Annotated in this window: 20 protein-coding genes; 3 read left to right on the top strand and 17 right to left on the bottom strand. The window is 44.6% G+C overall.

Annotated features, from left to right (window positions below):
• The first annotated feature begins 6 nt into the window (after positions 1 to 6).
• Complete coding sequence (gene queA, locus JNG37_RS07495; protein ID WP_158457149.1) at positions 7 to 1,035, top strand: tRNA preQ1(34) S-adenosylmethionine ribosyltransferase-isomerase QueA; 1,029 nt, start codon at positions 7 to 9, stop codon at positions 1,033 to 1,035.
• A gap of 229 nt (positions 1,036 to 1,264) precedes the next feature.
• On the opposite strand, the gene JNG37_RS07490 is transcribed toward queA, so the two are convergent.
• Positions 1,265 to 2,380, bottom strand: coding sequence for an aminotransferase (locus JNG37_RS07490; protein ID WP_158457151.1), 1,116 nt, complete (start codon positions 2,378 to 2,380; stop codon positions 1,265 to 1,267).
• 174 nt (positions 2,381 to 2,554) lie between these two features.
• On the opposite strand from JNG37_RS07490, the gene JNG37_RS07485 reads away from it, so the two are divergent.
• Positions 2,555 to 7,786, top strand: coding sequence for a glycoside hydrolase domain-containing protein (locus tag JNG37_RS07485; RefSeq protein ID WP_158457153.1), 5,232 nt, complete (start codon positions 2,555 to 2,557; stop codon positions 7,784 to 7,786).
• Positions 7,787 to 8,080: 294 nt separating this feature from the next.
• Here JNG37_RS07485 and sodA read toward each other — a convergent pair whose 3' ends face one another.
• The 14 genes from sodA to JNG37_RS07415 all read right to left on the bottom strand — a co-directional run bounded on the left by sodA (position 8,081) and on the right by JNG37_RS07415 (position 21,942).
• A complete protein-coding gene (gene sodA, locus JNG37_RS07480) occupies positions 8,081 to 8,692 on the bottom strand; it encodes a superoxide dismutase SodA (protein ID WP_158457155.1) in 612 nt (203 codons plus the stop codon).
• A gap of 77 nt (positions 8,693 to 8,769) precedes the next feature.
• The gene (holA, locus tag JNG37_RS07475; RefSeq protein WP_158457157.1) at positions 8,770 to 9,807 is read right to left on the bottom strand and encodes a DNA polymerase III subunit delta; all 1,038 of its coding nucleotides are present in this window, start codon (positions 9,805 to 9,807) and stop codon (positions 8,770 to 8,772) included.
• Positions 9,808 to 9,880: 73 nt separating this feature from the next.
• Positions 9,881 to 10,813, bottom strand: coding sequence for an MBL fold metallo-hydrolase (locus JNG37_RS07470; protein WP_158457159.1), 933 nt, complete (start codon positions 10,811 to 10,813; stop codon positions 9,881 to 9,883).
• Between the two features lie 20 nt (positions 10,814 to 10,833).
• Complete coding sequence (locus JNG37_RS07465) at positions 10,834 to 11,949, bottom strand: acyl-CoA dehydrogenase (RefSeq protein WP_238336297.1); 1,116 nt, start codon at positions 11,947 to 11,949, stop codon at positions 10,834 to 10,836.
• Positions 11,933 to 12,862, bottom strand: coding sequence for a LysR family transcriptional regulator (locus JNG37_RS07460; RefSeq protein WP_158457208.1), 930 nt, complete (start codon positions 12,860 to 12,862; stop codon positions 11,933 to 11,935). Before JNG37_RS07460 ends, JNG37_RS07465 begins: the two co-directional genes overlap by 17 nt.
• A gap of 328 nt (positions 12,863 to 13,190) precedes the next feature.
• Positions 13,191 to 13,844 (bottom strand): 3-oxoacid CoA-transferase subunit B, encoded by a 654-nt coding sequence (locus tag JNG37_RS07455; protein ID WP_158457163.1) that lies wholly within the window; start codon positions 13,842 to 13,844, stop codon positions 13,191 to 13,193.
• Between the two features lie 4 nt (positions 13,845 to 13,848).
• Positions 13,849 to 14,571, bottom strand: coding sequence for a CoA transferase subunit A (locus tag JNG37_RS07450; protein ID WP_158457165.1), 723 nt, complete (start codon positions 14,569 to 14,571; stop codon positions 13,849 to 13,851).
• 22 nt (positions 14,572 to 14,593) lie between these two features.
• A complete protein-coding gene (locus JNG37_RS07445) occupies positions 14,594 to 15,373 on the bottom strand; it encodes an enoyl-CoA hydratase/isomerase family protein (RefSeq protein ID WP_158457167.1) in 780 nt (259 codons plus the stop codon).
• 236 nt (positions 15,374 to 15,609) lie between these two features.
• Positions 15,610 to 16,800, bottom strand: a complete 1,191-nt coding sequence (locus tag JNG37_RS07440; RefSeq protein WP_158457169.1) for an L-lactate MFS transporter — start codon at positions 16,798 to 16,800, stop codon at positions 15,610 to 15,612.
• 22 nt (positions 16,801 to 16,822) lie between these two features.
• A complete protein-coding gene (locus JNG37_RS07435; protein ID WP_158457171.1) occupies positions 16,823 to 18,001 on the bottom strand; it encodes an acetyl-CoA C-acetyltransferase in 1,179 nt (392 codons plus the stop codon).
• A 15-nt stretch (positions 18,002 to 18,016) separates the two neighbouring features.
• Positions 18,017 to 18,865 carry a 3-hydroxybutyryl-CoA dehydrogenase gene (locus JNG37_RS07430; RefSeq protein ID WP_158457173.1) on the bottom strand — a complete coding sequence of 283 codons (849 nt, stop codon included), beginning with the start codon at positions 18,863 to 18,865 and terminating at the stop codon, positions 18,017 to 18,019.
• Between the two features lie 164 nt (positions 18,866 to 19,029).
• The gene (fadE, locus tag JNG37_RS07425; RefSeq protein WP_158457175.1) at positions 19,030 to 20,235 is read right to left on the bottom strand and encodes an acyl-CoA dehydrogenase FadE; all 1,206 of its coding nucleotides are present in this window, start codon (positions 20,233 to 20,235) and stop codon (positions 19,030 to 19,032) included.
• Between the two features lie 262 nt (positions 20,236 to 20,497).
• Positions 20,498 to 21,427, bottom strand: coding sequence for a nitronate monooxygenase (locus tag JNG37_RS07420; protein WP_158457177.1), 930 nt, complete (start codon positions 21,425 to 21,427; stop codon positions 20,498 to 20,500).
• A 113-nt stretch (positions 21,428 to 21,540) separates the two neighbouring features.
• On the bottom strand, positions 21,541 to 21,942 hold the full coding sequence (locus JNG37_RS07415) for a MaoC family dehydratase (protein ID WP_158457179.1): 402 nt from the start codon (positions 21,940 to 21,942) through the stop codon (positions 21,541 to 21,543).
• Positions 21,943 to 22,012: 70 nt separating this feature from the next.
• On the opposite strand from JNG37_RS07415, the gene JNG37_RS07410 reads away from it, so the two are divergent.
• The gene (locus JNG37_RS07410) at positions 22,013 to 22,933 is read left to right on the top strand and encodes an alpha/beta fold hydrolase (protein ID WP_187321636.1); all 921 of its coding nucleotides are present in this window, start codon (positions 22,013 to 22,015) and stop codon (positions 22,931 to 22,933) included.
• An 80-nt stretch (positions 22,934 to 23,013) separates the two neighbouring features.
• Here JNG37_RS07410 and phaC read toward each other — a convergent pair whose 3' ends face one another.
• The gene (gene phaC / locus JNG37_RS07405; RefSeq protein WP_158457182.1) at positions 23,014 to 24,084 is read right to left on the bottom strand and encodes a class III poly(R)-hydroxyalkanoic acid synthase subunit PhaC; all 1,071 of its coding nucleotides are present in this window, start codon (positions 24,082 to 24,084) and stop codon (positions 23,014 to 23,016) included.
• A gap of 24 nt (positions 24,085 to 24,108) precedes the next feature.
• Complete coding sequence (locus JNG37_RS07400) at positions 24,109 to 25,401, bottom strand: poly(R)-hydroxyalkanoic acid synthase subunit PhaE (RefSeq protein WP_158457184.1); 1,293 nt, start codon at positions 25,399 to 25,401, stop codon at positions 24,109 to 24,111.
• Positions 25,402 to 25,571: the final 170 nt, after the last annotated feature.

The following is a 25,571-nucleotide window of genomic DNA, read 5'->3' as shown; positions in this document are numbered from 1 at the left end:
GTTCCGATGAATACAGCAGATTTTGATTTTTACCTACCAGAAGAACTGATTGCGCAAGTCCCTTTGGAAAAACGCGACAGTTCCCGCCTCTTGATTGTGGACAAAACCACAGGTGCCATGACAGATAGCCACTTCGACCACATCATCGATGAGTTGGAGCCTGGCGATGCCCTGGTGATGAACAACACCCGCGTCCTACCAGCTCGACTCTACGGCCAAAAGCCCGATACACAAGGACATGTCGAATTGCTCCTTTTGAAAAATACCCAAGGTGACCAGTGGGAAGTTCTTGCTAAGCCAGCCAAACGCCTGAAAGTCGGCGCCAAAGTCGCCTTTGGTGATGGAAGACTCATGGCTACCATTATAGAAGAACTAGAGCACGGCGGACGGATTGTTGAATTTGACTATCAAGGTATCTTCTTGGAAGTCCTTGAAAGTTTGGGAGAAATGCCCCTACCGCCTTATATCCATGAAAAATTGGACGATCGCGAACGCTACCAGACTGTCTATGCCAAAGAAAATGGCTCTGCTGCTGCACCGACTGCTGGACTGCATTTTACCCAGGACTTGCTAGATAAGATCGAAGCCAAGGGTGTAAAACTGGTCTATCTGACCCTCCATGTGGGCTTAGGGACCTTCCGTCCGGTTTCGGTAGATAATCTCGATGAGCATGAGATGCACTCAGAGTTTTATAGCCTTTCAGCCCAAGCCGCCCAGACCTTAAATGAAGTCAAGGCAAACGGTGGTCGCATCGTTGCAGTTGGAACAACCTCCATTCGCACCCTTGAAACCATTGGAAACAAGTTTGATGGCCATTTGGAAGCTGACTCTGGTTGGACCAATATCTTTATCAAACCAGGCTATACTTTCCAGATTGTCGATGCCTTTTCGACCAACTTCCATCTTCCAAAGTCAACCTTGGTTATGTTGGTCTCTGCTTTTGCCGGGCGAGAACTCACCCTCTCTGCCTACCAACACGCCGTTGAAGAGCGTTACCGATTCTTTAGTTTTGGCGATGCCATGTTTATCAAATAATCCCACTATATAATACAAAAGTCCCCTGCTGACCAGTCCATCCAGGACACAGCAAGGGACTTTTTTAGTCATTTGAGTTAACTTTGATACATGGTCATTCTGGGCTTGCCGTACCCTAGGAAAGTGACTTGCTTCGCATGACTTATGTCCAATCAAGAACAGCCTAGAGGCTGTTCTTGCAATCTGCTCCTCAGTTCCTTATCTGAAAGCTCTTCATTCGACTATACTATTACTTGTTAGAACCTAAAAATCGAGCCAAGCGCTCCAGTCCTTCCACCAGTACCTCTGTTTGGCAGCAATAACCCAGACGGGCATAGCCAGGCATATCAAATCGTTCACCTGGCACCAAGAGGACTCCTTCTTCTTCCAACAAGGCTAGGCAAAATTCCTCAGTCGGTCGGTCAATCCTTAAACGAATAAAGGAGGTTGATACCTGCCGCGGCAAGACCAAGTCTACCTGATCCTGCTCTGCAACCCATTTTTCTAAAATAGCCAAATTTCTACGAACCAATTGACGATTTCGCTCCAAAATATGCTCTCTCTGCTGAAGGGCATAAGTCGCCAAAGCATCATCAATCACACCTGCAGAAATCATAGTGTAGTCACGGTATTTTCTAAAATAATCCGACAATTCACGATTGGATGCAATCCAACCAACCCGAATACCAGGAAGGGAATAGGTTTTGGAGAGACTATTGGTCGAAATCCCTTTTTCATAAAGGTCAACAATGGCCGGAAAAGCTTGGTCTTCAAAGGTTTGATACACCTCGTCTGCCAAAATATAGGCACCTACCTCCTCTGCAATGGAAACCAGTTCTTCAAGATAGGCACGGTCCATAAAGGCCCCTGTTGGGTTATTGGCATTATTGATGCAAATCATCTTGGTCTTCTCGGTTACCATCTGGCGTAAATCTCCTAAATCGGGTAACCAGCCCTTTTCCTCACGAATAGGCCACAATTGAACATGTGCACCCAGTGAGTGTGGAATATCGACCAACTGTTGATAGGTTGGGTACATGGAAATCACGTGATCTCCAGGCTCCAAGAGACTGTATAACACTAGGAAATTGGCCCCCGTAGCGCCGTTGGTTTGCAAGATTTGCTCAGGACAAACCGTCTCATACAATTGACTGACAGCCTCTTTAAAATCAGGAGAACCTTCTATCCAACCGTAGTTGAGCAAGGAGCGGCATAGGTCCTGACTGATTTGCTCATAGGAATCGCCAGCCAGCGTAGCCAATTCTTCTAAGGAAAGAGAGGCAACTGAACTTCCAGCGATATCCCATTTTGCTTGTTTTTCCCATTGATTGAGCCAATCCTCAACACCAAATTCTTTTATCTGCATGTCATACTTCCTTCATATCATTGAAGAACTATTATACCATTTAATGAATAATTTTTCATCAACCATTCTACCGGGAGAAAACCTTTTGTTGGCATTGTGAAATTGCTTGATATTTACCTGTTTTTTGGTATATTAATATTATAAAAATATAAAATATAATAGAAAGGATTTCGTATGAAACGAAGACGCACTGAGCTATTCGACCGTCACTTTCGCTTCTCCATCCGTAGGTTGACAGTTGGTACAGCTTCTATTCTTGTCGGTTCGGTTCTATTTGGCCAACAACCAGTCCTGGCAAATGAACTAGACAGCCAACCTCAGACCAGTGACCTCCTTGCCGAGCCTGTCCCAGAAGAGGAGCTACACCTGGAGGAGGAAGCTACTGATCGGTCCGCAGGGGAATCACTTCCTGTCCTTCAAGCTGAGCCTACAAGCCCTGAAAGCCCCGACTTGACACCTGCCACTCCATCTGAAGAGCCCCCTAGGGAAGAGGCTGTGGAGTCCGTCGTAGATGAGATTAGCCCTGTTGACAATCAAGACGCAGCTTTTAACAAGTTTGTCTTTACAGGCTCCTGGGTAAAAAATGCCAATGAAGCCTACATCAACATTCAAAAGACAGACGACCAAAGCCAACACTATTACACCATCCCTTTCAAGGGAAATGGCATTGCCCTCTATGCCCACAAATCGCCTAACCACGGCATTATCAAGGTGCAGTTAGATGATGGTCAAGAGACTGAAGTGGATCTCTATAATAGCACGCGCCAGCTGGTCAAGATCATCGAGTTCAATGAGTTGCAAGAAGGGGACCACCTCTTAAAAGTCAGCTCAACAGGGCGCAACAACCCAGCCAATACCAGAGCTAACTATGTCAATCAGGTTCATAAGGCAACCATTAGCCACCAGCCCTACCAACCCGAGCAGCTAGCCTTTTCATCCCAAAGTCTCAATCTCAAAGTCGGACAATCACTTGCTAGCCAACTGCAGATTGCTCCTGCCTATGCAGACCCTAGCTTGGTAAGTTACAGTATTGCCAACCCTGAGATTGCTCGAGTGGATGAAACCGGTCGTGTGGAAGGTCTGAAAGAAGGTCGAACGCAACTCATCGCCCACTACAAGCAACTAACCGCCCGTCTGGATATTGAGGTTCAAGCAACCATTGCTCAATTTACAGGCAGTTTTGTAGATAACAATGTCCATCATTACGGAGATGCGTATAGCCGACTATTAAACAACCAAGAAACCAGTCGACAATTGGTTGCCTGGAAAAATGACACGGTGACCAGTCAGCTGGCTATTCTGCCCCAAGATTCTGGTCTAAAAAATCTGCGCTTCCGCACTCATGATTTGGTGAGTGCAACAGGCCAGACCATTTCAAAAGATCATATCACTGGGAACTTTATCAAAGAAATCACTGGCTATCAAGGAAATGCTGGCTACCACAATGCTAACAAACTCAACATCCCAACCACACCAAGTATTTCACGCCCCGACCTCTTACTACATGACCAAACAGTTGATGTCGCCTATAATACCTTACAAAATCTCTGGCTGAGTATTGCCATACCAAAAACAGCTCAAGCTGGTACCTACCAGACACACATTGAGGTCCTGGCTGATGGAATCGAAAATCCGCTCACGTTTAACCTTGAGCTGGAAGTTCAAGATGCCCAACTTGACCACCTAAACGACTTTAGCATTGAACTCTGGCAGTATCCGTACCGTTCAGCCGAATATTACAATGTCACACCGTTTTCACCAGAGCATCTGGCCATTCTACGACCAAGCCTTGAAATCTATAAGAAAATGGGGGGACGTGGTATCACCGCATCCATCGTGGAAGAAGCTTGGGGCGGCCAAACCTATGCTCAAGGTCAGACACGGGTTCCATCCATGATCAAATGGTTTAAGGAAGCTGATGGTCAATTTAGTTTTGATTTTAGTCACTTTGACAAATGGGTAGAATTAGCTGAAGAATATGGTCTAGCAGACAAGATTGTCGGCTACTCGATGATTCCTTGGGGCAACAAGGTAACTTACACCAATAAGGCTACGCAAGCTATCGAAGAAATAACAGTAGAGGTTACAGATCCCCGTTACGCAACTGTCTGGCGCCCCTTCTTAGAAGCCCTAATCACCCATCTGGATGAAAAAGGTTGGTTTGACCGCTTCTACGTCGGAATCGATGAGCGACGCAATATGGAACAGGCTTTTCGACTGATTGATTCTGTCCCAAACAAGGATGGAAAATATCTCAAAATCGCTGCAGCAGCCAACCACTTCTCTGGCTCCTTTGCTAGTACTGCCGCACGCATTGATGACCTCAGTATCGGAACACCTCACATGAAGTCTGAAATGGCTGCCTTTGAACGCTTGGTTGCTGAACGAGATGCGCAAGGGAAAAAGACCACCCTCTATACTGCTACCGAAGAATACCCAAACTCTCTCCTCTTCAACCTACCAGGTGAAAGTTACTTCTCCGTTCTCTATGGCGCCAAATTTAATACCAACGGCTTCCTCCGTTGGGCCTTGGATGCTTGGGTTCGCGACCCTTTAACCGACCTCTCTCACTGGGCCTTCGAAGCAGGGGACACTCAGCTTCTCTATCCAGATAAGGCGGATGCTAGACAACCAAAACCACAGTCTAGTGTGCGACTAGAAAAAATGGCAGAAGCTGTTCGTGATGTCAATAAACTCTATCAGATGAAACGAGAATTTCCAGTCTTAGAGATGGAAATCGAGGGACTCTTGGATAGCCTGGAAGACCGCTACGACCGTACAACCCGCCACAATGGACTAGGGACACAAATCGCTCGTGAGCCAAATGAAACCACAAAGGCACAAATCCCAGCAGATTTAGCAAAATTCAAACAGGCCTTGAAATCCATTACCGAGCGCTACATCCGCTTAAAAAATGGTGAACAAGTTGGCTTGCCAGAAGTAGATCAGGCAGCCCGATTTAGCTATTATCATTTTGACCAAAATACAGATGACCAATGGGGCCAACGCACACCAACTGGTACAAGCCCAACCTATGTCCCAGGAAAAAGCGGTCAAGCATTGGCCGTGACTGCAGATACCCAACTAAACTTTGATGCCAACCATCAACTTGGCAAGGAATGGACTGTCGGTTACTGGCTATTGGATCAATCCTCCACAAGTGGTAACCGAGAAGTCCTCCGCAGCCAGGAAGGCGGACGTGCCCTCACCTCTCAATTAGACGGAACAGGCGGCAAGGTTGGTGTTCGTGTCGGAAATAATCCAGGTGACCGCCTAACCATGCGTTCTGTGAGCAGCCTGACCAACCAATGGCGGCACTATACCTGGACCAACAGCCAAACAGGGGGACTCAAACTCTATGTGGACGGTCGCCTGGTCGAAACCAACCCTTGGACCGCAACAAATGACTTCAAACTTCCAATCGATCGAATTGGAGGCGGAAGCTTTGTCGGAGCCATTGATGAGTTGAAAATTTACAATCGACCACTTGATGCGACCGAAGTCCTTCACTCCATGCGCGTAAATGGAATCTATGCAAAAGATAACTCAATTGCTCTCTTTACCGACCAGCAGCATACCATCAAAGCCTACTTGGTGACAGACAAAGCCAACGCTCAACTATCCTTTGAGGTCCTTGATCCAACTATTGCAAGTATTGATGCAACTGGTACTATCAAGCCGCTATCCAAGGGGCAAACTAGCGTACGCATTACCGCGAGTGGTACTGACTTTGTGACGGACATTCCGCTCAGCATCAGCAAGCGAATCCTGCACCAACCAAGCATTCCTCAATACGACTTGCCAACGGACTACATCAAGGATTTAGAGAAAAAACCTGGAACAAATCGCCAATACCTAGGACAGCCAGACATGGTCCTACTCAATGACAACCAAACGCTGATTGCTGCCTATCCAGTTGGTCACGGCCATGGCCCAATTGTGATGCAGATTTCAAAAGACAATGGCCTAACATGGACTGAAAAGACTGACATCCCAGAATCTTGGGCAAGTTCCTTGGAAACACCTACTCTCTACAAACTCAATTTTGCTGATGGTAGTGAGAAAGTCATCCTTATTACTGCCATGCCAAGTTGGCAAAACAACCCTACGGGTGGCTTCCGCACCTCCATTTCTGAGGACGGTGGCCGAATCTGGTCTGAATACCAACTCTTCCACCCGACTAGAAACGGACGACAGCACTATACTATTGTTGCCATGTCCAGTCTGATCCAACTGCGTGATGAACAAGGGAACTACAAGGATGAATGGATGGGTATTTTCCATGACTACCAATTCGTTAACTACAAGTCCATCTTGAGTTTTGATGAAGATGGAAACCAAGTTTGGTCCCTTCCAGAACCGATTTTGGCAGCCCACCGTGATATTGAACAAGCTGCCCAGATGTGTGAAATCGGTATGTTTCGTGTGCCTAATAGCCAACGGATTATCGGGCTGGTTCGTGCCCAATCCCACCACCATTCTAGCTTGCTGATTTATTCTGATGATGAAGGCAAAACTTGGTCTCGACCGATGGAATTGCAAGGTGCCCTCCAAGGGGAACGCCATAAAATTCTGGTTGACCCAATTTCTGGTAAGTTAGTGGTAACCTTCCGTGAAATCATTCTTGATTACAACCGTAATGGTCAGATTGAAAACAATGACTGGATGGCGGGTGATTGGATTGCCTGGATTGGTAGTGTCGATGATCTCTTGCAACAAAATGAAGGCCAATACCGAATTCGTCTGGCTGAAGATTTCACGACCAACGCCAAGTCAGGCGATACGGGCTATACTGGGGCTACTGTTTCGCCAGATGGGACCTTTAACCTGATTTCTTACGGGCATTTTGACAAGGAATTTTCAGAAAACTGGCGCCAGCAAGGTGGCAGCGTCACAACGGACCTTGCTTACATCAAGCATGCCCGCTTTAGCCTGGCCCAACTGGAAGCTACCTTGGGGATTGCGCAAGCAGAAACTGAAAATCCTAATCCAGTAGAAACGGAACTGCCAGCTGAACCTGCCCTACAAACAGAGAAAGGGGAGGCACTACTCAATCCGGCACCTGAGGCCTTGGACCCTGCTAGTGTACTGATCAGTCAGAAAGGAGAAAGTCTGCTCAATCCTGCAGCTGAAGCTCTGGATCCTGCTAGTGTGCTGATCAGTCAGAAAGGAGAAAGCCTGCTTCAGGCCGCTCCAGAGGCCTTTGATTTAGCTGGATTGCTTTTGACTCACAGAGAGCAAGCACCTCTTCCTCCTGCTCGAACAAAAGAGGCAACTGCAACTACACATCAAGAAAGACTTCCTCAGACCGCCAGCTCTTCTGATACGACCCTTCTGGTCATGGGAACAAGCAGTCTCTTAGCTGGTCTTGGACTGGCCAGTCGAAAACGTCGTAAAGGACAGTAAAAAAGGAAAATTAGATCAACATTACTCTCTTTTGACGAAACTTGTTCACAAACAAAAAAAGCTTAGAACAACCGCTATTGAAGATGTTCTAAGCTTTTTCAATGTTGAAAATGTGAGACTAGGCTCTATTATTTTGCCGCCTTGTAAAGTTCATCAACTTTGTTCCCACTCCTCAGCTACAAGGGCCTTGCTCCTTGTAGCACGGAAAGCCCGATTAACTTTCCTAGAGGACTGACTAGTTTTTTCTCGGAAAAAGATCGTTTCCTCGAAAAAACGTCGCAGTAAGCTAGGATGTTAGTTGCTACGAGCTGCTTTATAAAGTTCATCAACTTTGTTCCAGTTGATAACTTCAAAGAAGGCTTTGATGTAGTTTGGACGAACGTTGCGGTAGTTGAGGTAATAAGCATGCTCCCAAACATCAAGTGCCAAGATTGGTTTCAAACCTTGCATGATTGGTGTGTCTTGGTTGGCAGTTGAGATAACTTCCAACTTGCCTTCTTTATTGACAACTAGGAATGCCCAACCTGAACCGAAACGAGTTGTTGCAGCTGCTGTGAAAGCTTCTTTGAAGGCATCAAATGAACCAAAAGTTGCATCGATATCTGCTGCCAATTCTGCTGAAATTTCTGTTTTTTCTGGTGAAAGCAACTCCCAGAAAAGAGCGTGGTTGAGGTGACCACCACCATTGTTGATAAGGGCTTGGCGGATATCAGCTGGAATGCTCTCTACATCTGACAAAAGTGCCACCAAGTCTTCACCGATTTCAGGGTGTTTTTCAAGGGCAGCATTTGCATTTGCAACGTATGTTGCATGGTGTTTGTCATGGTGTAGGGTCATTGTTTCTGCATCAATATGTGGTTCCAAAGCGTCATATGCATATGGAAGGTCTGGTAAAATAATTGCCATATTCTTGTTCTCCTATACTAATTGATATACCTATTTTACTCCAATGTGAGAGCCTTTTCAATTTATTTGTCCGAATTCTATCGGTCCAGACTGGCTAATTTTAGGAGGGTGATATCAAAAAGGTAGTCCTTGTCGTTCTGTCCCGTTTTGATTTGAAAGTCGGTTTCAATCAACAAGGTCAGCACTTTTTTCAAAAAACCGATGGACAAATTCCGTGAATCTCTGAGAGCAAACTTGACTTGGTAAGGATTAACCTTACGCCCCAATATGTCCGATAAATCCGCCACAATCTGTTGCTCACTCCGTCCTTGAGCCTGTAATAAACGTACTTGAAGAAACATGCGAAATTGGGTAAGAAGAATAGCAATCAACTTAATTTCTTCCTCACCTTGCAACCGCAAATCCTTAACCAAACTAGCAGCTTGATCCATCTCGCCTCTAAGAACTAGCTGACTCAGATCAAAGACATTGTCCTGAAGGGTCTTGGGGATGGCCAAGTCCACATCTTCTTGCCGGATAACTTCCTGTCCCTTATAGGACAGCAAGAAAGCTAGGTTTTTGGTCAATTCTGCAAAGTCAAAATTGGATTTTAGCAAGAGGTGGTCAAATGCCCTCGACTCCATTTGTAAACCCAAACGCCCCACTTCTTGTTGGAAATGTTGCCGAATATCTGCTTCCTTAAGGGGTTGGGCTTCCAAAACAAGACCGTCTCGTTTGAGAAGTTTGACCAAACGGCGCTTACTGTCCAGCTTTCCCCCTGCTAGAATGACCAAACGAGTTGTCTCCACCGGATTTTCCAAATACTGCTCGAACTGTTTCAACTCTTCGTCGCTCAAATAGCGCTTCTTATCCGTTGTCAGATCTGCAAAGTAATCTAAAATCACGACCTTTTCATCTGCAAAAAAGGGCAGGGAAACCAAGTCCATATCTACCTGACTATAGTCTGCCTCTGACATATCAAAATATGCATAAGTCAAATCCGCCACATCAAATCCAATTTGCTCCAGCAAAGCATCTTTGGCTATTTGGTATTGGCCCACATCTTCTCCGGTCAAGACTGTTAAGGGCCCCAGTATTTCTTTTCTAAGTTTTTCAATCTGTTTTAGTACTGTCATAATATCCTCTTCATTGTCTATTATACCACGAAAAATCACCTAGTTGGACACTAGGTGATGAGAAGAGGTTGGATCAACCCAATGTGACAATTGGGAGTTTGACGTGGTCTGGAACTTCTAGACGCTTGTCCTGCTTGTCCGTAAATGGTACCAGGGGCTTTCTAAATCGCTCCAAACATGCGATAACTTCCTGACCTGTCGAATCAAACTTCAACAGAGCATAGAAGGGATCGTGATAGAAAAGGAAGGTATATCCATTCTCGTAGGCTTCTGTCACCCATTTTTGCTTAGCAGCGATCGAATCCATAGGATAGTCATCCACAGCAGCAACCCAGAGCGGATTGCGGTGGACATGGGTCAAGATAGTATCTGCCATATGGATGATAGTCTCTCCAGCTTGCTTGAGCAGAATTATGCAATGACCATTGCTATGTCCTCCAGTTCGATGCATTTCAATACCGTCCGTGACTGTAAAACTTTCTCCAAAAGTTTGCACCTGGTCTTGAATGGCTTCCCAATTTTCCCGCAGATAGGTTGCCCTAGTGCGAGGATTGGGATGACGAACTTCTTCCCATTCGATCTCATTGATATAAATCACCGCATTTGGAAAGGTTGGCACGAGCTGTTCATCTACCAAACGCGTCAAGCCGCCAGCGTGATCATTGTGCATATGGGTCATCATAACAACATCAATTTGCTCAGGACCCAAGCCGAGACAGGCTAGGCTCTCAAGTACCCGATTCTCGGACAGGACTCCCAAATTTCTCCGCAGTTTGGCATCTAGTTTCTCCGTTCCCAAACTGGTGTCAATCAGATAGTGCTTGCCCCTATATGCAATCAAAATAGGATCTGTCACATCTGCCATCAAGCCATCTTCTGTCGTCGGATAAAAACGCGACCAGACAGCTTTCGGAACAGGGCCGAACAAGGTTCCTGCATCAGTATATTTATCAGCTCCCCTCAACCAGGTGAGCCGCATTTCTCCAAAAGTATAGGTTTGTAACATAGTGATTTTCCCTTCGACTATCACAGCCATTTTTGGGCAATCTTGCGCCGCATTCCATCATTGGTCCCCCCATAGGTACTGGCAACTTCGGCATCCCTAACATAACGCTCGATGTCATTTTCAGCCAAAAAATGATAGGAACCTGTAATGCGAATGACTTCTTCCGACAGGGATCTTGCTGTTTCAGAAGTCAGGACTTTCAGAATCAAAATGGCTCGTTTTTCCTGCATGTCACTGCGGAGGTATTCTTGATAGTAGGCCTTACAGGCTGCTAGCTTAGTCTCAATTTCTGCAAACTTGATCTGGTTGATAGTAACATCAATAGGGCGTTTGCCAAAATTGCGCTTGAGTTGACTACAGGTGATCCCCTTTTGGTGGACTCCTTCTGCAATCCCAAGGGATTGGGCTGCAATCGCCCCCCACATGTCCATCAGGGTCGCCTGCCATTGTTGCAGACCTGCTTCCACTCCCCCTAACAAGCTATTGGAAGGAAGACGGACTCCTTCAAAAGACATGGGTGCCAAAGGCATAGCTCGTAAGCCTATCTTTTCTACTGACTCACCAACTGTGACCCCTTTTTGTTGCCTGTCAACAATAAAAATCCCAGTCCCTTTTTTACCATAGGTATCTATGGTTTTTGCAAGAACAAAGACCACATCTGCAAGACTGGCATTGGCAATCTTGTGCTTGACTCCTGAAATCACCCAGCCATCGTCCACTTGTCGGGCGATAGTGGAAGGTAATTCCCGCTCCAAATCTATGTCTTTTTCAGAAAAAGCAAAGACACCCATTTTTTGACAGCTGACCAAATCAGCTAAATAGGTTTGCTTTTGCTCAGGACTTCCAAAACGGTTGAGCAAAGAAATCCCGTAAATTCCCTGTGTATAGGCAATGCTTGCTAAGGAAGCAAACTCTAAAGAGAGTTGGCGGATGATTTCCAAAAAAGTCCGAAAACCAACTGCCCGATCAGGATAGGTCACCAAGAGGTCAAAAATACCAAGTTCTTGGCTCAGATAGGCCCATAAGCGCTCTGGGAAACGTTCGTTGATATCGTAGTAGCGAGCCTTTCCGATAACCTGCTCTTGGATGAATTCTTGAATCTTGTCAATGCGTTCTTGATCAAACAACATAGTCATCCCCATTCTTTTCGGTTACAGGCGAGTAATAGAGTTTCAAAAACTCTTCATAAACGAAGGATTCAACTTCTCCTAACTTGTGTTTATAAGGCCGACAGAGCCAAATATTAAATGGAATATAGTCCCTAAAATGCACAACGGTGAATCGGTCTCTATCAATCAATTCAGCCACTGGTCGTGGTAGGATGCTGATGATTTCATTGCCATAGGTTGCTTCTACAAGATAGTCCCAAGAAGATGACAGGTAGGTCAACTTCAACTTGGTCTTTTCCTTTTTCATCTTTTCAGTAATGGCATGATAGGTTGTAAAACTTTTATTAAAGGTTGCAATAGGGTATGGCTGAATATCCTTCCACTCGAGAAGGTCTTTCTGGGCCAACTCATGGTCCTTGTCCATAAATGCTACATATTCATCCATTTGAATGATATGCTGTTCATACTTTTTCGGATCCAACTTGGTTGGCTCAATCAAGAGGGCAAAATTGAGTTCTCCTTCAACAAATTTTCGGAGCAATTCAATGCCCCCTCCCTCGCTAATTTGAATATTGATGTCCGGATGCTTGAGCAAGAAGTCTGGTAAAATCGTGGAAAAATAGACACGTAAAATGAGGGAAGGAACCCCTAAACGGATAGTCCCGTGCTGCTTAGCAGATTCGCGTGAAATCATCGCCAGCATCTCATCATAGCGAGAAAGAATTTCGGTAGAATACTGAAAAACCAGCTCCCCCGCCTCGGTCAAGCGTTCCAATCGGCCATTCTTTCGATGAAAAAGTTGGATGCCCTCGTTGGTCTCAAATTGAGTGATAAACTGACTCAAGGCAGACTGACTGATATGAATTTTCTTGGCAGCCAAAGACAGGTTGCACCGACACTCAACTATGGTAATAAAATAGCCCATCTGTACAATATCCATGCCCATAAGGTCCTCCTTCACTAACAAATCCATTCATTTTCAGACAAACACTATCCAACAAAAACCTATATTAATCTATTATGTTTCCGCTTTCATTTTACCATTTTTTTAAAACACAATAAACCATTTTGACTTTTCAGCCATTTGCAAAACAACTTACAATAGCTGCTTTTTTATTGCTTAAAAGACAGAGTGGAGCCCAGTTTTTTTCTTCCAAGCTCCCCCCTCTGTATGCTGTATTTCCGTTTGGTCTGCAATCTGATAGCAGTACTGTCCCCATTGCACTTTCTTCAAAAACAGATTGCGGACTGGTTGGCCACTCTAGTAGTTAGATTGGCATGGTTTTTACATCTTTGTCAACGATAACATCGCCGGCTGTTTTAGCGATAACTTCTTCTACTGTCACACCTGGTGCAACTTCTTTCAAAAGGTATTTACCGTCTTGGAATTCAAAGACAGCTAGGTCAGTAATGACCATCGATACCACACCCTTGGCTGAAAGTGGAAGAGAGCATTCTTTCAAAATTTTTGATTCGCCAGTTTTATCGGTATGTTGGAGAGCAACGATTACTCGTTTTGCCCCGACTAAGAGGTCCATGGCTCCACCCATACCTGGAGCAAACTTGCCTGGTATAATCCAGTTGGCAATGCTAGCATCCTGGCTAACTTCTAAAGCACCCAATACGGTTGCATCAACGTGACCTCCGCGAATAATCGCAAATGAGGTTTGAATATCGAATGTTGAAGCCCCCGGCATCAAGGTAATTGGTGCACCACCGGAGTTGGCTGTATTTGGATGGTAGTTATGCTTGCCTGGTGTTGGTCCAAAGCGGAGCGCACCATTTTCAGCTTGCAAGACTACATTCACGCCATCTGGAATAAAGTCTGCAGATGCGTTTGGAATCCCAAAGCCAAGATTGACAACATCGCCATCGTGAAATTCTAAGGCAACACGGCGTGCAATTATTTCTTTAGCTTTCATCTTATTACACCTCTGCTAATTTCTTCGTTTCTGTCCAAAGAGCTCCCATCATTTCATGGTGCTCTTGGGCAGACAAGCCTTGTACAACATAATCAACCAAAATTCCAGGAATGTAAATATCATCTGGTCTGATATCTCCAACTTCTACAATTTCATTGGTTTCAACAATGACAGTATCTGCTGCAAGTGCTAGCTGAAGGGAGATATTTTTAGTTGTTCCATCGATGTACAGGTTGCCATAGGCATCAGCCTTGGTCGCTTTAATCAAGGCTACATCAATTTTCAAAGGATCATAAACCAGGTACTCACGGCCATTGCGGACAACTTTTTCTTGGTTTTCTTCTAAGATTGTTCCTACACCTGTTGGAGTCAAGACGGCTCCCAGTCCGGCACCAGCAGCGTGCAGGCGTTCCACAACCGTTCCCATCGGTGTGAATTCTACTTCCATTTCACCACTGAAGTAAGCTTTTTGAGCGCCAGGTGAGGTTCCAACATGGGCTGCGATATATTTTTTAACTTGGTGATTTTCACATAAGCGACCAACTCCAACTTCCTTACCTGGGTGTGAGGTCACAACAGAGGTTAAGGTTAAGTCTTTGGTCCCTTGGGCAACCAATCCTTCAATCAATTCAAACGGTTCACCAACTCCCAAGAATCCTGAGATTCCCACGATTTGACCTGGTTGAATCAAGGATACGGCTTCTTTAAGCGTTACAATTTTTGCCATTTTCTTCTCCTCGTCAGTCGGTTTATTTCTTGTTAAAGACAGCTTTTCTTTTTTCGACAAAGGCCCGCATGCCTTCCACCTTATCCTCAGTAGAGAACAAGAGTGCTTCTGCTTCCGTTTCTAAACGAATGGCATGTTGCAACGGAAGTTCCACACCAACTGTGATGACATGTTTAGCTTTTTCGACAGCAAGTGGCGCATTTTTTAAAATACTCTTCGCCAACTTTTCAGCTTCTTCTAGTAACTGATCAACGGGCACCAAATGGTTGATAATTCCCAAAGAAAGTGCTTCATCCGCCTTCACGTTTCGTGCTGTTAAAATCAGTTCTTTTGCCTTGCTTGCACCAATCAAGCGTGACATCCGTTGGGTACCTGCAAATCCTGGAATGATGCCAAGTGTCACCTCAGGAAATCCAAGCAAGATTTTCTCATGCCCTAGGCGAATATCAGTTGAAAGTGCCAGTTCCATTCCCCCACCCAAGGCATAGCCATTGATAGCAGCGATAGATGGTTGACGGAGATTGGCGAGTTTGGAGAAGGTATCATTGGCATAGGTCATGTATTCAAAAGCTTCAGTTGGTGTCATTGTATCCATTTCCTTGATATCTGCACCAGCAACAAATGATTTTTCACCTGCACCTGTGACGATAACAACCTGGATTTCCTGACTTGCTTCGACAGTATCCAATACCTCATTCAAGTCCTTGAGAACTTGTGAGCTGAGTGCATTTAGAGCTTCTGGACGATTGATAGTAATATAACCAATCTTGTCCTTCACCTCTAACAATACAGTTTTGTTCATAGACTTTCTCCTAGTTTGTTAGTTGAACGATTGCTCAGGTGTCAACAATGCAATCATTCAGATGACAAAATGTTAAACGCTTACATTTTCAGTATAATAATATTTTGTTGTCTCGTCTACTTAAGAATTTTTAATAGAAATATAAGACTAGCTTATAGATAAACTAGTCAATTCCCTAAAAAAAAGAGGTATCAGAAGAAAATCTGATACCTCCAGAAGAGGTTTACCAAAGGACATTATTTCTTGGTTTTAGAAATATAGAATAGCTGCAACACAATACCCAGCAAGGCCATTCCAATAACAATATAGAAGGCCATTGAATAATCACCATTATTGGCTTGAGCCAGGCGGGCACCTAGTTGTGGACCAGCAATGGCTGCAACACCGTAGGCTGTAAACATCCAGCCATAGTTGGTACCGACATTCGCAACTCCCCAGTTTTCTGCCGTGATACCTGGGAAGGATCCCAGGAAACCACCGAAGGACAGGGCAACCAACATGACACCTACAATGGCTAGGACACTGCCTTCACCTTTAAAGGTTGCTGTCAAAAAGAGGCCTCCCGCTACTGCCGCAAACATGGCAACAACTGTTGGGTAGCGACCAATTTTATCTGAAACAGCTCCCCAAAAAATTCGACCAAAGGTGTTGGCAATGGATACCAACATGACAAAGAAAGTCGCCTCTCCGACCAACTTGTATTGGTCAGAAATAGAAGCTGCAGATCCGATAATCATCATACCTCCAGTTGCTCCTAAGATGTAAATAACCCAGAGCAACCAGAAGTTTCCTTCACGTAGCATTTCCTTGTGGGTCTTACCTGTCGGTGCTGGTGCACCCTCTACTGGTGCAGCCGCTGGTGCTTTTTCCATGACCAAGGAGGAAGCGCAGATAATCACGAGCAAGGCAATTCCCAGAACATTAAAGGTCCGGTACACACCCATTGCTGCAATCATACTTTTTGCTACAGGACCGATAATGAGGGGGCCAAGACCAAAGCCTGCTGCTGTCAAACCACCAGCCAGACCTTTTTTATCTGGGAACCATTTGGTCGCCACAGATGTTGCGGCACCATAAGCGGCACCGATACCTAAACCAAGTACCAGACCATAGGTCAGATAAAGGACTGGTAAGGATGTTGCGAAACCAGTCGCAAACATCCCAAGTCCAAAGAGAATTCCTCCGAGGAAGACAAACTTTTTAGGGCCTAGGGCATCTACCTTTGGTCCAAAGATAATCATACCAATTGGTACCATGGCAAAGGAGATACTAAAGGCTAGAGAGGTTTGGGCTTGGACCCATCCCTGGTCAACATTGGCTTCCAAAAGAGCTTTTTGGAATACCGACCAGGCATAGCCAGCACCAAGGGATAGGTTGGTTAAAATAGCTGCTGCCAAAATCAACCAACGGTTTGGTGTTTTTTTCATTCTACCATCTCCTTTTCTTGACTCAACGTGTGACAATGACTGCTGTTCCCATACCTCCACCGATACAGAGGGTCGCAAGTCCACATTTGGCATCACGTTTTTGCATTTCATGGAGAAGGGTTACAAAGATGCGGGCACCTGATGCTCCGATTGGATGGCCTAGGGCAATGGCACCTCCATTTACATTGACAATATCCGTATTGAGGTCTAGGTCTTTGTTAACTGCACATGCTTGTGCCGCAAAGGCTTCATTGGATTCCACCAAGTCTAAATCGGCAACAGTCAGACCAGCTTTTTCCAAGGCTTTTCGGCTGGCATAAATTGGACCGCAGCCCATCAGCTCTGGTTCCAAACCTGCGCTAGCATAGGACTTAATCGTTGCTAGGACTGGTAAACCAAGCTCTTCAGCCTTTTCACTACTCATCACAACGACAGCTGCTGCTCCATCATTGATACCAGAAGCATTTCCGGCTGTAACCGTTCCATCCTTCTTGAAAGCTGGACGAAGTTTGGCCATGCCTTCTATGCTGGCATTTTCACGTGGGTATTCATCAGTGTCAAATAGGATTGGATCGCCTTTGCGCTGCGGAATGCTCACTGGCACAATCTCATCTTTGAATTTTCCTGCTTTGATCGCTGCCATGGCTTTTTCTTGGGATGCAACTGCAAAGGCATCTTGTTGTTCACGGCTGATGCCATATTTGGCAGCTACATTTTCAGCAGTAATGCCCATATGAATCGGTTCAAAGGCATCAGTCAATCCATCCACAAGCATGGTATCTAAAACCTTACTATGCCCCATCCGAGAACCCCAACGTTGATTTTGTAAAACATAGGCTGCCTGGCTCATGTTTTCAGCACCACCGGCAATGACAACATCTGCATCTCCAAGGAGAACAGCCTGGGCAGCCAATTGGATGGTTTTTAGACCAGAACCACAGACCTTATTGATGGTGTAAGAAGGGGTTGATATTGGAATACCTGCCTTCACACTGATTTGACGGGCGACGTTTTGCCCCAAACCAGCACTCAAGACATTCCCAAAAATCAGTTCATCTACCATATCTGGTGAGAGTTGAATTTTTTCTAAGGCAGCTTTGACTACTGTCACACCTAAATCAACAGCTGGAACATCTTTTAAAGAGCCTCCATAACTGCCAATCGGTGTCCGAACAGCCGCAACAATAACAGCTTCTTTCATCTTCTCTCCTCCTTCTTAATACTTAAAGAATCCTTCGCCTGTCTTACGACCAAGCTTACCAGATTCTACCATCTTTTTAAGGAGCGGTGCAGGACGATATTTTGGATCATTGAAGCCTGTACTGAGGACATTCATGATAGCAAGAACCACATCCAAACCAATCAAATCAGCCAAGGCAAGCGGACCAATTGGATGGTTGGCCCCTAATTTCATAGCCGTATCAATTTCTTCTGCTGTTGCCACACCTTCTCCCAAGACAAAGACTGCTTCGTTGACCATTGGAATCAAGATACGGTTGACAACAAATCCATAAGAATCGGCCACTCGAACTGCTGTTTTATTGATTTTTGCAGTCACTTCCTCCACCACAGCCGCTGTTTCTGGTGAGGTTTGAATGGCACGGATGACTTCAACTAGTTTCATCAAAGGTGCTGGGTTGAAGAAATGCATCCCCAAAACCTTATCAGGACGACCAGTTGCTGCTGCAATATCCGTTATAGACAAGGAAGAGGTGTTGGATGCCAAGATAGTTTCTGGAGGAGTTAGCTCATCCAACTGCTTAAAGATGCTGAGTTTGATATCCCGATTTTCAGTTGCTGCTTCAATCACCAACTGCACACCTTTTGCATCTGCATAATCAACTGAAGGAATCAAGCGTGCCATCGCTTGATCTGCTTCATCCTGGGTCATTCTTTCCTTGTCAACTGCTCGATCAAATTGCTTTTTAATACCAGCTAAGCCGCGTTCAACAAATTCCATTTTAATGTCATTGAGGTAAACGGTGAAGCCTGATTGTGCAAAAACTTGCGCAATACCGCTTCCCATTTGTCCTGAACCAATGACCATAACATTTGTAATTTCCATTTTTTCTCCTTATCTCATTCATCAGATCACCATGGATCTTGCTGTTTGAAAGCAGGAAACTGGTCCCTACTTCCTGTTGCTTACAAAATCAGAACCCCAGATAGTTCTCGGTTCAGCCTATTGCAATGAACCATCTGGGATTTCTGAGGATTGAAGAGCAAGGGTTAGATGAAAGCACCGATGCCAGTGAGTTCACGGGCAACAATCATGGCATTGATTTCGTGTGTGCCTTCGTAAGTGTAAATAGCTTCCGCATCTGTGAAGAAACGAGCTACTTCGGTTTCATAGGTAATACCATTACCACCACAGACTTCACGCGCCAAAGCAACAGTTTCTCTCATGCGGAGAGAATTGTGCAGTTTCGCCAATGATGAGTTGAGCATCTCTTCTGTACCAGACTCTTGGATTTCAGCAATGCGAGCTGAGTAGGCAATGGCTGCCTGTACATTTGCCTGCATGCGAGCCAGTTTTTCTTGTACCAATTGGAAGCCACCTAATTTGCGACCAAATTGTTCACGAGTTGTAGTCAAACGAAGGGCTGCATTGAAGGCACCTGCTGCGGTTCCCATTGCAATATAAGCAACGTCAGCCCGAGTGCGAACGAAGATTTTCGCCACATCACCATAGCCATTGATGTTAACCAAACGGTCATCTTCATGAACTTCCACATCCTTCAAGGTAATATGGCCATTGTTGACCAAACGAAGGGAAATCTTATGTTCTACGTTTTCAACTGACAAGCCAGGGCTACCTTTTTTCACCATGAAGCACTTGATTTTCTTGCTTTCTACATCGCGAGCAAAGACTGGAATGAAGTCAGCTGTCTTGGCACCACCAATCCAACGTTTTTCACCGTTCAATACCCAAACATCACCTTTACGCTCAGCTGTTGTTGCAAGACCACCTGCAATATCTGAACCATGGTCAGGCTCTGTCAAGGCGAAACAGGTCTGTGCTTCAAAGTTACGAACTGGTGTACCAAAGCGTTCAATCTGCTCAGGACTACCACCGATCAGAATAGTGTTGTAGCCCAAGCCACCGTGTACAGTATAGAAGGTTGCCACTGATGGATCAAAACGTGCCATTTCCAAATAAAGGAAAGCATTATAGAGCTCACCAGCTTTCCAAGATCCTTCACGACCAACGAAGAGGTCAGGATGGGTCATGATTTTCGCTGCAGCGAAAGCTCCAAGTATTTCTTCACGTGGTAACAATGCTTTTTCATAGCTATCAATCAAGACTGGACGGATGCGTGTTTCCATCTCTTGACGTAAGTGTTTCAAGACCTTTAATTCGCCTTCGGTTAATTTTTCTGCATAACCAAACAAATCTTCTGGATACAACTCTTTAGCTAATTCTTTTACTGACATTGTAAGACTCCTTTTAAAAAATATTTGTGAAGCGTTTACATTTTGTTGACACTACCATCATATATCGAAATTACATAAAAATCTACTTAATAAAAATTGATAGAACTATTAGTTTGTCTAATAATATTTCACAAACTATCTCAAACGGTATATTCCTTTTATTTTAGGTCTATTTCTCCAAATTTTGAAATGGATTTTTCATCTTTGTGAAATTAAAAAGAACAGGGACAAACCCTGTTCGGTAGATAAAATTGGTGGCTTCTTAGATAGATAAACCTGCTAAGACTTGTTTTGCTTCAGTAAACAGGTCTTCGATAATGGCTTTTGCCGGTTTGATTTCTTTGACCAAGCCAGCAATCTGGCCTGCCATAAGGGATCCATTTTTCACATCACCCTCTTTGACTGCCTTGGACAAGGCTCCCATGGTAATTTTCTCTAACTCATGACGTGAAATATCCTGGCTTTCTAGCTCCAAATACTTGGTTGTCAAATCATTTCGAATACAGCGTACAGGCGCACCAAACTTGCGGCCAGTCACAACTGTCGATGTGTCCACCGCATCCAGAACTGCTTGTTTGTAGCTATCTGGAATTGGGCACTCTTCGGCTGCTAAGAAGATAGTCCCCATTTGCACACCTTCAGCTCCAAGAGCATAAGCGGCTACTAGTCCATGGCCATCGGCAACACCGCCTGCACAAATAACAGGAATATCGACATTGGCAACCACCTGACGGGTCAAAGGCATACTGGTCATCTCCCCAATGTGGCCCCCTGCTTCCATCCCTTCGGCAACGACAGCGTCGCAACCCAACTCTTGCATTTTTTGCGCTAGTTTGACTGATGGAATGACGGGGATGACAATGACACCCGCTTCCTTTAACCGTGGCATATAGGGTTTAGGAGTCCCTGCTCCTGTGGTGACAACCTTAACACCTTCTTCGATCAACACTTCGACAATTTCTGCTACATTATCCATCATGAGCATCAAGTTGACAGCAAAGGGTTTGTCAGTTAAGGCCTTGGTTAAACGAATCTCTTCACGTACTTCCTCAGCAGTCAGACCGCCTGAGGCAAGAATCCCCAGACCACCTGCATTGGAAACGGCACTCACCAATTGATGGCGTGAAATTTGGGCCATAGCCCCTTGAAATACTGGGTACTGAATGCCCAACAATTCTGTTACACGATTCATGTGTATTCCTCCTCGAATGTAAAATATATCACAAGCTTATCATAGCTAGGGGGTGATTTCAATACTTGGTCTATTAGAACTTATTATAGTAAGTCTTATAAACTATTAGAGCCTTATTTAGGAGGGATAACTTGGGCGACTCCAGTAATGACTTTTTGCCCGTCTTGGTTGGTGACAAGGGTGTCTAAAGTCAGCCATCCTTTTTCATCAATGGCGCTAATACGAGCAGTCGCCGTAAGAGTATCACCAATCGCAACTGGCTTCAGGAAACGGAGGTCTTGGCCCAGATAGATAGTGCCAGGACCCGGTAAATACATCCCCAATACTGTCGAAATAAAGGATGCTCCTAACATACCATGAGCAATTCGCTTCTTAAACATCCCTTGTGATGCTTCAACCTCGTTGGTGTGAGCAGGGTTTAAATCCCCCGAAATCCCTGCAAATAAGACCACATCTGTCTCTGTAACTGTCTTAGAAAAACTAGCTGATTGTCCAATTTCAAATACTTTTGACATCTTCTTACTCCTTTTTCTTTGGTTTGATTTTCGACTATCTTTGTGTATAATGTGTGGGAAAGGTACAATTATGAAGCACTATCCATATCACTATCATGATCTATCAAATGGCGAAAGAATCGCCTATCGTACAGCCGGATCCACAGGTCCCTACCTCCTTCTTATCCATGGCAATCTTAGTTCATCTACCCATTTCCAACACTTGATGGAAGCTCTCGAGCAGGAATGCCAATTGATTGCCGTCGATATGCGGGGGTTTGGACGATCTAGTTATCACAAGTCCCTCCATGCCCTACAGGACTTGGCAGAAGACTTGCTCGAATTGATGGATGCCTTGTCCATTTCAGCCTACTCCATTCTCGGCTGGTCCACAGGTGGAGGAGTTGCACTTGAAATGGCTGCCAGCCGTCCAACTGCCATTCAGCGTCTGTTCTTATTATCTTCAGTTGGTGTACAAGGCTACCTGCCACCTAGCAAATCCAGGCTTGTGTCGTTTAATATTTTACCGATTTTGGCCAACACAAACCCAGCCTTAGCCAAGTGGAATCCTGTCTTACAACGGATTGAATATGCCTTAAAATCAGGTCAAGAATCCTTGATGAGAAAGATCCTTTCCCCCTTGTATCAAAACACTCCCATTTCGGATGAAGATTTTAGACTCTACATGGAAGCTGCCTGTCAACAGCGCAATTATTCGGATATTTGCCTCTTGCTATTCACCTTTAACATGACCAATCGGCACAATGGATTTGTGGCTGGTAACAACAGGATTCAGCAGGTTACCTGTCCTGTCCATATCTTGCACGGCACATCAGACGATGTCGTCAGTCTGGAATCTGCCTACCTAACTGCCCACTATCTTTCTCAGGCTACTTTGCAGTTTTTTGATGCAGGGCATTCCATCTTAACAGACCAGCCACAAGCGTTACTGGCTAGCATCCGCCAAGCACTTTTTGACAACTCCGGCAGACAAATCACACTTAAGCTTTGAGAATAGAGCAACTTCGCGCTCTGCCTTTTCCCAAACACTGAAAAATACCTACCTATCCCAGGATAGATAGGTATTTTTTTTTAATCATCATGGGTTTTATAAAAATCCATGAGTTTTGGTATGACTTGCTCACGTGAACGCTTGCTGACAAACAGGCCGATATGCCCGGATTCGTAGTAAACAGTCTCCGTATCTTTTGAACCGACGAGTTTTGGAAGTGGCTCAGAAGCCAGGGTCGGAACCTGGTCATCTCGTTTGGCAATAATATTGAGCAGGGGTTGTGTGATGTTCTTCAAATTCACGGTTTCATCCCCAATTTTCAACTCACCCTTGACTAGCTTGTTGTCATGGTACATATCGTTGGTAAACTGGCGAATAGTGGCCCCTGCTTGATCTGGACTGTCAAAAATCCAACTTTCAAGTGCCAAGAAGTTTGTCATGGCTTTTTCATTATCTAATTTATCGACCAGATCTAGATATTTATTGGTAGTTAATTTGATCGGTGACAAGAGCAGGAAACCATTGTTCATGATTTCGCCAGAAACATTGCCATATGCCTCCACCATGCTGTCTGCATCCAGGTATTTTCCCCATTGGAAGAGCAATTTATCACATGGAGAAAAATCAATCGGTGCAACAACGGTTACCAGGTTTTTAACCAAATCTGGATTGAGGGCTGTGAAGATGGTCGCAAAATTCGCCCCCTGACAGATACCAAAGAAATTAATCTTATCTGCGCCAGAATGTTCCAAAACAGCTTCCACACAGTTACGCATATAACCTTGGATATAGTCTTCCATGGTGATAAACATATCATCTTTAGTCGGGTATCCCCAGTCAATCACATAGAGGTCCGCACCAGCATTGAGCAAGTCTTCCACAAAACTATTGCCTTCCTGCAGGTCTAACATATAATACTTGTTGACTAAAGCATAGGAAATCAGGGTTGGGGTCTTTAGTGGACGCTTAACCTTTGGAACAAAGTGATACAAGACCAGCTTATCTTCTGTATAAATCATTTCTTTTTCAGATACACCGCCTCTAGGTCTTTCCAACTTTGTCAAGGTCTCAATCCCTTTTAACAAGCGTTGCTGAGACTCCAAGGCATCTTGAAAATTCTTTCGGGGAACTGTAAACAAATCGTCAAACATCGTCATTCTCCTTTCTCTCTAGTTTTATTTGTCCGTTTTTTTGCTCGTTTTTGGCTTGGTCACCTTTGCATCTTCTTTTGGCTCTTTGAGTTCCTTGAGCTCACGTTTGAGTTTATTGACCTCGCGTTTCAAATCCTGTACTTTCTTGTAAAGGCTGCGGGCATCACTCTCTAGTACGACTGGAAGATTTTTCAGAGACAGTTCTAATAGTTTATTGCGAGCAATGACAAATTGAGCATTAGCAGTTCCAAATTTGGCTAAGAGTTGAGAAAATTCATCGGAGTAGAAATACTCTTGCAAGGTTTTTTCGACTTCGTTGGACCAATGTTGGTAAAATTCTTTATAGGTTTGCGGTTGCTCCCCTTTTTTAACCAGCTCTGCGTATTCTTCCAATAAGCCCTTGGCACGTTTACGAGTTACTTGGGCTAATTTCTGTTGAAATTCAACACTGGTCAGCAAAAGTTGGATACTATTGTCAATAAAGGCATTGTGGCGCTCAATTTTCTCTGTATTGTTACCCATGCCTGGAACCCGTAAGAGCGGTGCTACAGTTTCCTCGTACTGTTTTTTCCAAACCTCAAAATACTCCGCTAATTTGTCCGTATCCCCATGTGCCCCTTCGACATAAAGGCGCGCTAAATCAAAGAAGGATTCCGACCAAGGTCCTAGGAATTTTACCCAATTATCTTTCATGGTTTGGCTCAGTTGGTATGGAGCATCAACTAGCTGCCTCAATTGGGCTGGGATAAAAGGCTGGACAAAGTCTGTATAAAATTGCTGTCCATCTGCCAACCATTTTTCCATCATCTCTTTCCCATCTGCTTCCAATGGCTTAGAATAAAGGTCTCTCAGATTATCAAAGTATCGATAGAATGACAAAAAATGCTGGTTGGCATCCATCATTTTCAAAAAGACACTATAGGACTCCGAATCCATAGCATCGAATAATCGACTAGGGTTAAATTGCTGGCGGTAGAAATCCAAATAGGTGTTCATATCCGGAAATTGTGCCATATAATTCCCCAAAGGTCCTTCTTTCACTGCTTTTTCCATCTGCTCTGTCCAGCTGGATTGAAATTTATTCCACGATTCAAAGGCTGGATGGGAAAAAGGAAGTGGGTAAGCTGGTGTGAAACCTGCAGGCTGAAACGCCTTCATATAGTCATTGAAAAATTGTTGTTGGGCAGTCCACAAATCCTGTAAATTGGAAGAACTGCTACTTGTTGACGTTTGGTTGAGCGGAAACATGGACTGCCATTGTTCAGCCAGTTTCTTCTGGGCCTCAAACCACTGGTTCATAGAATTGAAATCCACCATTCATTTCCTCCTTCTGAATGACCAATCACTTGGTGAGTTAATAAGACAATTAGGGACAGTCTGTCTATGATTTTATTCTAGTCTATCTATATAATGATTTCAATCATAGGAGGCTCATTAGGGACTTAGACTTATTAATAGGCGCTACAAGTCTGACTAATAATTTTATA

It is taken from the genome of Streptococcus suis (assembly GCF_016775005.1).
Taxonomy (GTDB): Bacteria; Bacillota; Bacilli; order Lactobacillales; family Streptococcaceae; genus Streptococcus; species Streptococcus suivaginalis.
The sequence above is the reverse complement of the archived record's forward strand: the minus strand, read 5'-3'. Positions and strand labels throughout refer to the sequence as shown.